The 10069-nt window shown below is 54.6% G+C and carries 13 protein-coding genes; 8 read left to right on the top strand and 5 right to left on the bottom strand.

Annotated elements, in window-relative coordinates; all coding sequences use genetic code 11:
- Positions 1-595 (bottom strand): O-methyltransferase (locus tag QZ766_RS05865; protein WP_297198640.1); only part of this gene is annotated, 595 nt, incomplete at its 3' end.
- A gap of 137 nt (positions 596-732) precedes the next feature.
- Here QZ766_RS05865 and QZ766_RS05860 point away from each other — a divergent pair.
- The 3 genes from QZ766_RS05860 (at position 733) to cybB (ending at position 2901) form a co-directional block, all read left to right on the top strand.
- The gene (locus QZ766_RS05860) at positions 733-1518 is read left to right on the top strand and encodes a YdcF family protein (protein ID WP_297198637.1); all 786 of its coding nucleotides are present in this window, start codon (positions 733-735) and stop codon (positions 1516-1518) included.
- A gap of 78 nt (positions 1519-1596) precedes the next feature.
- Positions 1597-2025 carry a GFA family protein gene (locus QZ766_RS05855; protein ID WP_297198634.1) on the top strand — a complete coding sequence of 143 codons (429 nt, stop codon included), beginning with the start codon at positions 1597-1599 and terminating at the stop codon, positions 2023-2025.
- A gap of 345 nt (positions 2026-2370) precedes the next feature.
- The gene (cybB, locus tag QZ766_RS05850; protein WP_297198631.1) at positions 2371-2901 is read left to right on the top strand and encodes a cytochrome b561; all 531 of its coding nucleotides are present in this window, start codon (positions 2371-2373) and stop codon (positions 2899-2901) included.
- Positions 2902-2912: 11 nt separating this feature from the next.
- Here cybB and QZ766_RS05845 read toward each other — a convergent pair whose 3' ends face one another.
- Positions 2913-3836: a LysR substrate-binding domain-containing protein gene (locus QZ766_RS05845; RefSeq protein ID WP_297198628.1), complete on the bottom strand. Its 924-nt coding sequence runs from the start codon at positions 3834-3836 to the stop codon at positions 2913-2915.
- A gap of 181 nt (positions 3837-4017) precedes the next feature.
- Between QZ766_RS05845 and QZ766_RS05840 the strand changes: the two genes are divergently transcribed.
- Entirely contained in the window at positions 4018-5055 is a 1038-nt protein-coding gene (locus tag QZ766_RS05840; protein ID WP_297198626.1) for a S66 peptidase family protein, read from the top strand.
- Positions 5056-5062: 7 nt separating this feature from the next.
- Here the strand turns inward: QZ766_RS05840 and QZ766_RS05835 are convergent, their stop codons facing one another.
- The gene (locus QZ766_RS05835) at positions 5063-5281 is read right to left on the bottom strand and encodes a hypothetical protein (RefSeq protein WP_297198646.1); all 219 of its coding nucleotides are present in this window, start codon (positions 5279-5281) and stop codon (positions 5063-5065) included.
- Positions 5282-5434: 153 nt separating this feature from the next.
- On the opposite strand from QZ766_RS05835, the gene QZ766_RS05830 reads away from it, so the two are divergent.
- The 4 genes from QZ766_RS05830 (at position 5435) to QZ766_RS05815 (ending at position 8320) form a co-directional block, all read left to right on the top strand.
- A complete protein-coding gene (locus tag QZ766_RS05830) occupies positions 5435-6196 on the top strand; it encodes an isocitrate lyase/phosphoenolpyruvate mutase family protein (RefSeq protein WP_297198623.1) in 762 nt (253 codons plus the stop codon).
- The gene (locus QZ766_RS05825) at positions 6183-7238 is read left to right on the top strand and encodes a methylated-DNA--[protein]-cysteine S-methyltransferase (protein WP_297198620.1); all 1056 of its coding nucleotides are present in this window, start codon (positions 6183-6185) and stop codon (positions 7236-7238) included. Before QZ766_RS05830 ends, QZ766_RS05825 begins: the two co-directional genes overlap by 14 nt.
- A gap of 499 nt (positions 7239-7737) precedes the next feature.
- Positions 7738-8070 (top strand): hypothetical protein, encoded by a 333-nt coding sequence (locus QZ766_RS05820; protein WP_297198617.1) that lies wholly within the window; start codon positions 7738-7740, stop codon positions 8068-8070.
- A gap of 1 nt (position 8071) precedes the next feature.
- Positions 8072-8320 (top strand): MarR family transcriptional regulator, encoded by a 249-nt coding sequence (locus QZ766_RS05815; RefSeq protein ID WP_297198615.1) that lies wholly within the window; start codon positions 8072-8074, stop codon positions 8318-8320.
- A gap of 343 nt (positions 8321-8663) precedes the next feature.
- On the opposite strand, the gene pcaG is transcribed toward QZ766_RS05815, so the two are convergent.
- Both pcaG and pcaH read right to left on the bottom strand, forming a co-directional pair.
- Complete coding sequence (gene pcaG, locus QZ766_RS05810; protein WP_297198643.1) at positions 8664-9284, bottom strand: protocatechuate 3,4-dioxygenase subunit alpha; 621 nt, start codon at positions 9282-9284, stop codon at positions 8664-8666.
- Entirely contained in the window at positions 9284-10021 is a 738-nt protein-coding gene (gene pcaH, locus QZ766_RS05805) for a protocatechuate 3,4-dioxygenase subunit beta (protein ID WP_297198612.1), read from the bottom strand. The genes pcaG and pcaH overlap by 1 nt, the downstream gene beginning before the upstream one ends.
- Positions 10022-10069 lie beyond the last annotated feature (48 nt).

Below are 10069 nucleotides of genomic sequence, written 5' to 3'. Positions count from 1 at the left end.
TCGCATCGAGACGCGGGTCGCTGCCCATCATTTCAATAAAAGTGCGCACGCCCTGGACGTTTGCATCCTTACTGTACGGATTAGTGACTTCGCCGTTGCGCACCACGTTATCGCCAATGATCAGCGTCCCGGCGCGGGCGTAGCGCAGCGCCCAGCTCAGATAGTGAGGATTGTTGGGTTTATCGGCGTCGATAAAAATAAGATCGAACGGTGCCGGCACGTGCATGGCGGCAAGGGAGTCCAGCGCCGGGCCCTCAATAACCTGAGTTTTGTGGGCCACGCCCGCCAGCGCGAGGTTTTCCCGGGCAACGGCGGCGTGGTGCGGGCTGTACTCCAGGGTGATAAGTTCGCCGTCGTCCGGCAGGGCGCGGGCCATCCACGCCGTGCTGTAGCCGCCGAGCGTGCCGATTTCGAGCACCCGACGGGCGCCGGAAATGCGCACCAGCAGGGCCAGCAGCTGGCCCTGGTTAGCGGCGACGTCGATGGGCTGCAGCCCGGCGCGCTGGTTATTTTGCAGGATCCGGTCCATCGCCGGGTCGGCCGGGATCAGGGCATCTATAAGATAGTTATCGACATCAGACCATACTGTTTGCATGATTATTTCCCGCTGCGGATAGCTCGTTCCTGAGAGACGGCGATTGCGTCCCGGCAATCTGCATGAGTAGCCCGGCAGTGAAAAAGTTTCTGCCAGACTGGGTTAATAAATAAATCGAACCACGGAGTAACCCTGAAATGACATTCCCCGCGCTACGCGACGTTATCCTTGACGCGCTTAACCTCGTTGGCCGCTGGCTTGCGCAGGATGACTTAACTGACGCGCCTTCCGGGCCGGATGCAGAGCTGGTGGTGCTGGCCGGCAATGCGGTGATCCCCTCTATTGACGCCGCCTGCCGGCTGGCTTCCAACGGCAGGATGCTGCTGATAAGCGGCGGCATCGGTCACTCAACGCGCTTTCTCTACGACGCCGTTGCGGCGCATCCCCATTACCGGGTCATTCCTTGCGCCGGACGTCCCGAGGCGGCGATCCTCGCCGATATCGCGTACGACTTCTGGCAGATCCCCCGAGACCGTATCGTGGTTGAGGATCGCTCAACCAACTGCGGTGAAAATGCCCGCTTTACGCTGGCTGTGCTGGCGGAGCGCGGGCTGGACGCGCGGTCCGCCATTGTGGTGCAGGACCCGACCATGCAGCGCCGCACGATGGCCACCTTCGCCCGGGAGGCGTCGCCGCTCAGCATTCGCTGGCTGAGCCATCCCGGGGTGATACCGCAGCTTATTAACCGCGGAGAGGGGCTCGCGTTTGCGGATCCGGCGGCGGGACTCTGGCCACCGGCGCGCTACCTGTCCCTGCTGCTGGGCGAGCTTCCCCGGCTGTACGATGATGCGAATGGCTATGGCCCGCGCGGCAAAGGCTTTATCGCCCACGTCGATTTTCCCGCAGAGGTGCTCGAGGCCTGGGCGCTGCTGCGCGGCGATCGTCAGCTGCGCGAGACGCTGGCCGCGCGCGCGCCGGATTAAGGCTGGCTGCTGCTTGCATTTAACATTAAATTAACGTTAATGGTTCAAGGTTGCCAGATCAACAGTAGAGGTGTCGCGATGCAGGAAAAAATTAACGGCCAGTGCCACTGCGGTACGGTGAAATTCAGCGTAGTGCTGACAGACGGACTGCGCACCGCCAGGCGCTGCAACTGCTCATTCTGCCGCATGCGCGGGGCAGTGGCGGTTTCGGCTCCTCTTTCAGGTATCGAGATACTGGAGGGAAAAGAGGCGCTGACCGAGTATCGCTTTAATACCCGTCAGGCGGTGCACTATTTTTGTTCGATTTGCGGCATTTACACGTTCCACCAGCGCCGTTCTAACCCGCAGCAGTACGGCATCAATGCCGCCTGTCTTGAGGGCGTATCGCCCTTTGATTTTGCCGAGGTACCGGTAGCCGAAGGGCGGCATCATCCTCTGGACGGCGGCGGTGGTATTGCCGGATATCTGCGCTACTTTCCGGAGCCGCCGGCTAAAGCACCGCGCTAGGACGCGGCAATCGGCGCTCTGCGCCGCAATTCTCCGCCGTATCCCGCCCTGTATTGGATGCGGCGCGATCGCCAGCCGCGTCGCGAAAGCGCGACCGCTTCAGTAACCTGCAAACGTATCGCCGCCTCGTGGGGTTCGCCATATCGCGTCTCCTGAATGAAACGCCGCCCGAAGGCGGCGGGGTAGTGCTATGGAGATTACTGCCAGCCACTGCCAGCTGGCGAAATCACCTTAATATAAATGAGAATCATTATCAATTAAAAATTCATTTAAGGTTACAAAAGTTAATGAATTATCACCAGAGGCCCGCTATGTTAAGGGCCTTTAATTTTGACGGAAAGTGTAATGAGAGAAAAATACTCCGGCCTGCAAATCGCCATCCACTGGCTGGTGTTCCTGCTGGTGATTGTGACCTGGTGCGCGATGGATCTTCGCGGCTTCTTTTCCCGCGAATACCGCCCGTGGTTCAACATGGTCCACGTCTCCTGCGGCATGACGATACTGGTGCTAATGATAGCGCGGTTGGTTATCCGCCTGAAGCGCCCCGCGCCGCCCATTACGCCAAAACCGAAGCCGTGGATGACCGGGATGGCGCATCTCGGGCATCTGGTTATCTATCTGCTGTTTATCGCGCTGCCGATTATCGGCCTGTGTCTGATGTACAACCGCGGCCACCCGTGGCTGGCATTTGGCCTGGTGATGCCCCACGCGGCGGATTCAAATTTTGAGCTGGTGGACTTTTTTAAGCACTATCACGTGCTGCTGGCGAAAACCAGCTACTACGTGGTGGGGCTACACGCCCTGGCGGCGCTGCTGCATCACTATATCTGGAAAGACAATGCGCTGCTGCGCATGATGCCGAAGAAGAAGCGATAGACGATGCCGGGTTAGCCCGGCATGGATTTGCGAATGGCGCTCAGCAGCGTCTGGGCGCCGGTTGACAGCGGCGTATCCACCCGGGTCAATATGCCGATAGGCTCCGCCGCGCCCGGAGTGGGTACCGGCAGGGCGGCCAGCGTTCCCCGACGCAGATCGTCTTTCACCGCGCCGGAAGGCACAAACCACACATAGTCAAAATCCACCGTCAGCTGCCGCGACAGCGATGCCGACAGCGTTTCGATACAGCCGGAAGGAATTTTACAGCCCTGGCTCTGCACCAGCGCTTCCGCATTCTGACGCGGGACGGTCCCTTTTGGCGAGACCACCACCGGCCACTCCATGACTTTACTGAGGGTGATAGTTTCCTGCAGCAGGGGATGGTTTGGCCGCACCACCAGCTTAAGAGACTCGAGGAACAGCAGCTCGTAGTTAAGGCCACTCATCAAATCGGGATCCGACATCCGCCCGATCCCCAGATCTATCTCGCCAGACTTGAGCCCCGCCAGCAGCATGGTGTTATTCATGGTCGCCACCTGCAGGGTGGTGTCTTTCTGCTGCTTGTGGAACTGACCAATCACCGCCGGCAAAATTCCCAGCGCCGCAGTCGGCAGCGCGCCAATACGCACTACGTCTCCACCGAGTCCCTCTTTACGATTCAGCGCCTGCCCGGCGCTGTTGATAGCATCCAGCACCTTCACCGCGTGGCTGAGAAACTGTTCCCCAACCAGCGTCAGCTGCGCGCCAAGGCGCCCGCGCTCAAACAGGCGCGCGCCGGTAAGCTGTTCAAGTTCATTAAGGGTTTTCGACAGGGCGGGCTGGCTCAGGTTGAGCGTTTCTGCCGCGCGCCCGAGTGTCCCCTGCTGGGCGACGGCGACGAATGTATGCAGGTGGCGCAAACGAATGCGCTGGGTGAAGAGTGCGTTTTTTTCCATAACCGGATGTTAAAGAGAGAAGCGGGCGGCTTTCAAGATAAGTTGTTTAGATTTGCTAACTTGATAGCAAAAACTCATTAACATTAGCAGGGTTTACGTTACAGTTGGTTATGGATCCCCGCAGTCCAGAAGAATAGGCGCTGCTTTACCGCCATTCTTTGCAGAACGAGAGGCTACCGCTATGCACATGCATTTTCCGCCCGCGCTGATGCCGGGCGACTGGATTGGCGTAACCGCGCCGTCGTCAGGCGTGCCTGAGCAGTTACATCCGCGCCTTGCCCGGGCCATCGCAAACCTGAAGAAAAGAGGCTACCGCGTTAAAGAGGGCGCATGCCTGCGCTCGCAGTATAAAAATAAAAGTGCGGATAAATTTGCCCGCGCCGCCGAGCTGATGGCCTTTCTGACCGACCCGGAGATAAAAACCGTGATCCCGCCCTGGGGTGGTGATTTAGCCATTGAACTTCTTGAGCTACTGGATTTTCAGCTTTTGGCATCCGTCGAGCCGACGTGGTTTGTTGGCTACTCTGACTCATGTACTTTACATCTGCCGCTCACCGTACTTGCAGGCTGGGGAACCCTTCACGGCCCGAATTTGATGGAGCTGGGGGCCGCTGCGCCTGATAAAACGACTGCGGTACTGTGGAATATTCTGGAAACACCGCACGGGAATACTATTACCCAGTACGCTTCAGCGGCATTCCAGCGCGGTGAAAGCAGCTGGCGCACAGATCCCGACGCGGGATTCTCTTTAACACACAGTACAGAGTGGCAGCGGCTGGATGGCGAAAAGAGAGCTCTTTGCTTTGAAGGGCGGTTATTCGGTGGGTGTCTGGAGATTATCTCCCGGCTGGCCGGTACGCCGTTTGGCAACCTCGCGCGTTTTCGTCAGAGAATCGGCGATGACGGGCTGATTCTGTATTTTGAAAATGTCGAAATGCAGCCCTGCGAAATGGCCAGAGCCCTGTTTAGCCTGCGTCTGCAGGGCTGGTTCAACAACGTGCGTGGCATCGTCATTGGCAGAAGTGCCGCGCCGGATACCCGCGATCCGAACCAGCTTGCCTATATTGATGCTCTTCATTCAGCACTCGATGACGTCGCGGCACCGGTTATTTACGATGTGGATATCGGCCACCTGCCGCCGCAAATATCGCTGGTCAACGGTGCTTGTGCGAGCGTGTATTTTAGCCCGGACGGCAGCTCGGTAACCCAGCGCTGGTAGCCAGAGGCTAGCCGATTTTTCTGACGACAGGGTGCCGGTCAGTGGCGGACTCGTGAAAAATATCATCAAGCCAGCCGGGGATCTCGCTCTCGCAGAGATAGTCAGGGATCGCAAGTGCGGGGTGCGGCGAGTATTTATTCTCGTTAAGATCCACGCGAAATACCTGCCAGCGCCCGGCAACGCGCCGCACGCCAACAGTGCGGCCAAACACGTCATAGATCAGCATATTTTTCATCAGAGTGGCCCGGTTGTTATTACTGCATAGGTTACGGGAGACGAGTTGCGGGACGCTTAAATTAAAAATAGTTGTCCGATTTTCGGTTGTCTGCTTTAGCGTGAAACCCCACACTCGGCCGGTATCCTTACAACGGAGAAACCTATGGACTTTAAAGCACTTCACTATCAAAAAACACCGCTACTTCTCGCTAACGTCTGGGATGTCCCCGGCGCGCTCGCTGCGCAAGAAGGGGGTTATCAGGCGCTGGGTACATCAAGCACAGCCGTTGCGGCAATGATGGGCTACGACGATGGCGAGAATATCTCATTCGATCTGCTGCTTTTTATTGTGGGACGAATAAAGCAGGCCGTTGATATACCTCTGAGCGTCGATATTGAGGCCGGATTTGGCACGAATATCGACGATATTATTAACAATGTTCGGCGACTGGAAAAAACAGGCGCAGCTGGCGTAAATATTGAAGATAGCGTCATCGTCAACGGCAGTAGACAGCTGGAAGATCCTGAACATTTTTGTGAAAAACTGCGCGCGCTCAGGCAGGCCTGTCCTACTTTGTTTATCAATGCGCGTACGGACACCTTCTTATTGAAGAGAGATAATGCCCTTGAAGAGACATTATCAAGAGGGCAAGCATATGCAGAATCTGGGGCAGATTGCCTGTTTGTTCCCGGTATAGACGATAAGCATGATATATCGACGGTCGCACGCACGGTCAATCTACCGCTCAATGTTATGTGTATATCGGGGCTTGCTGATTTTGATCGGCTGGCAGAGTGGGGCGTAAAAAGGATCTCGATGGGAAATTTCATTCACGCAGCGCTACTCGGCGAACTGAAAGTGATTTTAGGACAAATAAAATTACAGAACTCTTTTTCGAGTATTTTCAAACATGAAAATCACTGATCAATATAAGTGCGATATCTGGTATCAGGCCCTGCTTGAGCGATCGATTGAACATACGGGTGTTTTTTTCGTCGGCGTAAAAACAACCGGCGTCTTCTGTATCTCTGTATGCCGCGCGCGAAAGCCAAAAAGAGAAAATGTCGAATTTTATGATGATGTTAAATCTGCGCTTGATGCCGGCTATCGCCCCTGCAAAATATGCCGACCTACGGAGAACTCGTGCTCTGCACCTGCTTTCATTGAGCATGCTCTGAAGCTCGTAAGCCTTAATCCTAAAGCCCGGTTGAGCGATGCGGAGTTACGTAAACAGGGGATAAGCCCGGAACGTGTTCGACGCTGGTTTATCAGCAACCACGGGATCACCTTTCAGGCTTTCCAGCGTATGCAGCGCGTGAATACTGCAATTCAGGAACTTAAAGCGGGGCGCGCGACAACGGAAGTTGCTTTTGATAGCGGTTACGAGTCCCTCAGCGGTTTTGGCTATACCTGTAAAAAACTGACCGGATACGCGCCGAGCGGAGGCCATACGGTAATTTTGATTCATCGCTTCACAACACCGCTGGGCCCAATGTTCGTCTGCGCAACGGAGAAAGGTGTTTGCCTGCTTGAATTTGTCGACAGGTGTTTGCTGGAGACTGAATTTCGCGATTTGCAGCGCCATTTTGACGCAAAAATCCTGGCGGGGGAAAACAGGCATACGCGGCAGGCAGAAAAAGAAATCGGCGAGTACTTTGCCGGTAAAAGACAGAAGTTTGACGTTATGCTCGATACACCCGGCAGCGTATTTCAGCGGCAGGTATGGGCTGCTTTAGTAGAGATCCCATTTGGTACCACGACACATTATCAGGCGATTGCCAGCGTAATTAACAAAGATAGCGCTACACGTGCCGCGGCGGCGGCGAACGGGGCCAACCGCGTGGCCATAATAATTCCCTGCCACCGGGTTATTGGCAAAGATGGATCAATGACCGGCTATGGCGGCGGCATTGCGCGTAAAACCTGGTTAATCGAGCACGAAAATAAGATGCGGAGGAGAGATTGATACCGAGTTTATCGCTTAATGACGTGGGGTTAATTCGAGATGGAATCTGGCTGCGTACGTTATTTATTAATCAGTCCCAGAGGAAGCTCCAGACTAATCGCTGATAAAACGATGGTAACTAATTTTCAACCCTGACGTACAATAATTTTGATATCCAAACTGCCTCTTGATATGCATTTTCCAACCGGTGAGCGGGTTGCATTTAACATTTGGGCTCAGATTTTTCCTTCATAGTCGATGCAGATAGAATCGCTGCCGGCACGGTCTCCCACAGACATGCCAGAATCGCCAGAATGTTTCGGCATTCCAGAGCAGCCTCTCATGAGAATGAGGGGCTTTTTGCGTCTATACAACCAGAGAGTAGTTTTTTCATCTTTTTTCTGAGGCTTTTACTGAGCTATCTAAGGCTATTTTCAGGTTGCCATCCTGGTGTTTATCGAGGGTAAATATGCTGAAGGAATATTAGTAAACATTAATATGTCAGTAATGCAGAGGAAGCATGTTTAGACTTTACCGAAACCATGAATTTCACAGGGGGTGTTCGCCGTCGGATTATGCTCTGGTAATGTCGCCGCGCGCAGCCCTCGAACAGGCTAAAAAGTATTACGATTTCAACCCGGAAAGCTACTCAAACTACGGGCCGTTTCAAACGCCAAACCTCTTATGGGGCGCTCAAACCTGGATGCCGGCTCAAAGAGGTTACACCGACCCCGTATATTCGACAGTGAAAAGTGAGCTTGAGACAGGCTGGCTGATTGGTATCGACTTGATGGAAAGCTGGATTTCAAACTCGAAGGAAAACCTGAAGACCTCTATCACCCGGATGCACTGAAATGATAACCAATATCGAATTTAATGTTTTAAATGTTATGTCCAGCAAAGAAGGTCATTGGACCTGGAGGACGCTTGATATGACACTTCATTCGAAAAACATACCAGGCTTTAGCCATGTTTTTGAGATAGTGAATAAACTTGCTGAAGAAGGGTTAGTCCATATCGAAGATGGCGGGCATCCAACTATGAAATTTTATCGCGTGTCTGAAAAAGGCTACCAACTTCTTAAAGAGTCCAATAAAGATTAAATCTGATTTCTGTGCTGGTGATCTTCTCTCACCAGCACTTAAAAATAGAATTTTCATTTACATGTCCCTTTTGTTTCTTTGTTTTTAATAATAAAAAATTAATGATGCTAATTAAGGGTGGTGATTTATATATTCCCATAGCTATTGCCTGGGGCGGTGTTCATCAGGCAATTTATGAGATACTAAGGTTCAATGCTATCCACTTCATTTTTTCTCTGGTTTTTGAAGCTATCAGCCAGAATTTATTTGTGGCGTGATTTCAGGGGTAGTTTGGATATCGGAAATTATTGTATGTTTAGTTCAATCCCTGACACCCCCGGCCTGAGCCGGGAGTCTCATTATCCTACACGTCGAAAAACACCGTCTCGTTCTCGCCCTGCAGGCGGATATCGAAGCGATATACCGTTTCTTTGCCGCGCTGCTCGCGCTGGCCAATCAGCGTCTGGCGGCGCACTTCCCATTCGATCAAGTTCAGCACCGGGTCCTGCTGGTTAGCCTCCTGCTCGTCGGAAAAATACATCCGGGTATTGAGGCCGATATTGATGCCGCGGGCGACTACCCAGAGATTGACGTGCGGGGCCATCAGGCGGCCGTCGCGGCCGATAACGGCCCCGGGCTTGATGGTGTCAAAGCGCCAGATGCCGCTGTCGAAGTCCGAACAGGCGCGGCCCCACCCGCGAAAGGCCGGGTCGCGCGTTTTTCCCGGCTGGCGATCGGCGGGATGGCTGTAGCAGCCCTCGGCGTTGGCCTGCCAGATCTCCAGCATCACGTCGCGCACCGGGGTGCCGGAGCCGTCAATCACGCGTCCTTCGATGACGATGCGTTCGCCCGCCGTCGCGTCGGTGACCAGATTCGGGCCAAAATTCTTCTCGAAAATGTGGAAGCCGGCGGCTTCAGGTGCCAGGCCGATATGCACGTACGGCCCGGCGGTCTGGGAGGCGGTTTCGGCTAAATAATCTTTCATCATGCGGCTCCCTGGGTGCGGTTTTCAAACAGCGTGGCGCGCTGGCCGCGCAGCACTAAATCAAAGCGGTAGGCGAGGCAGTCCAGCGGCACCGCCGCGTGGGTATCCAGTTCGGCGATCAGCGTGCGGATCGCATCGTCATTATTGATAGTTTTTACAATCGGGCACTGCTTGATCAGCGGATCGCCCTCGAAATACATCTGGGTAATCAGCCGCTGGGCCCAGGCGTCGCCCGAGAGTGAAAAGTGTATATGTGCGGGACGCCAGTCGCTGGCCTGGTTGCGCCACGGATAGGGGCCGGGCTTGATGGTGCGGAAAAAGTAATAGCCGTTTTCGTCGGTGAGCACCCGGCCGCAGCCGCCGAAGTTAGGATCGATAGGCGCGAGATACTTATCTTTTTTATGCCGGTAGCGCCCGCCGGCGTTGGCCTGCCACACTTCCACAAGGGTGTTTTTCAGCGGCCGGCCAAAGCCGTCGCGCACGTAGCCGTGGACGATAATGCGCTCGCCGATAGGTAGGCCGTCTTTGGCATAGTTAAGGATCAGATCGTTGTCCTGCGGGCCAAGATCGTCACTGCTGAACACCGGGCCGGTGATTTCCGACAGCGAGTTTTGCAGCGAGATGAGCGCGTTGCGCGGCGAGCGCAGCACGCTGGTTTTATAGCCCGGGGCAAAAGCGGGCGGGTGGCTGTTGTAGTCGCGGTGCACGACCTCGCTCGGGGTCCATATTTTGGCCATCGGATGCTCCAGTGATTAGGGTATGTACTTTATTGTTCTGCGGGTATT

The organism is uncultured Pluralibacter sp. (genome assembly GCF_913775985.1).
GTDB lineage: Bacteria > Pseudomonadota > Gammaproteobacteria > Enterobacterales > Enterobacteriaceae > Pluralibacter.
The sequence above is the reverse complement of the archived record's forward strand: the minus strand, read 5'-3'. Positions and strand labels throughout refer to the sequence as shown.

Excerpts from the sequence above, each read along its gene's own strand:
- pcaG (WP_297198643.1), bottom strand. The coding sequence starts at position 9,284 with ATGAAAGATTATTTAGCCGAAACCGCCTCCCAGACCGCCGGGCCGTAC.
- cybB (WP_297198631.1), top strand. The coding sequence starts at position 2,371 with ATGAGAGAAAAATACTCCGGCCTGCAAATCGCCATCCACTGGCTGGTG.
- QZ766_RS05840 (WP_297198626.1), top strand. The coding sequence starts at position 4,018 with ATGCACATGCATTTTCCGCCCGCGCTGATGCCGGGCGACTGGATTGGC.
- QZ766_RS05845 (WP_297198628.1), bottom strand. The coding sequence starts at position 3,836 with ATGGAAAAAAACGCACTCTTCACCCAGCGCATTCGTTTGCGCCACCTG.
- QZ766_RS05855 (WP_297198634.1), top strand. The coding sequence starts at position 1,597 with ATGCAGGAAAAAATTAACGGCCAGTGCCACTGCGGTACGGTGAAATTC.
- QZ766_RS05835 (WP_297198646.1), bottom strand. The coding sequence starts at position 5,281 with ATGCTGATCTATGACGTGTTTGGCCGCACTGTTGGCGTGCGGCGCGTT.
- QZ766_RS05860 (WP_297198637.1), top strand. The coding sequence starts at position 733 with ATGACATTCCCCGCGCTACGCGACGTTATCCTTGACGCGCTTAACCTC.
- QZ766_RS05815 (WP_297198615.1), top strand. The coding sequence starts at position 8,072 with ATGATAACCAATATCGAATTTAATGTTTTAAATGTTATGTCCAGCAAA.
- QZ766_RS05830 (WP_297198623.1), top strand. The coding sequence starts at position 5,435 with ATGGACTTTAAAGCACTTCACTATCAAAAAACACCGCTACTTCTCGCT.
- pcaH (WP_297198612.1), bottom strand. The coding sequence starts at position 10,021 with ATGGCCAAAATATGGACCCCGAGCGAGGTCGTGCACCGCGACTACAAC.
- QZ766_RS05820 (WP_297198617.1), top strand. The coding sequence starts at position 7,738 with ATGTTTAGACTTTACCGAAACCATGAATTTCACAGGGGGTGTTCGCCG.
- QZ766_RS05825 (WP_297198620.1), top strand. The coding sequence starts at position 6,183 with ATGAAAATCACTGATCAATATAAGTGCGATATCTGGTATCAGGCCCTG.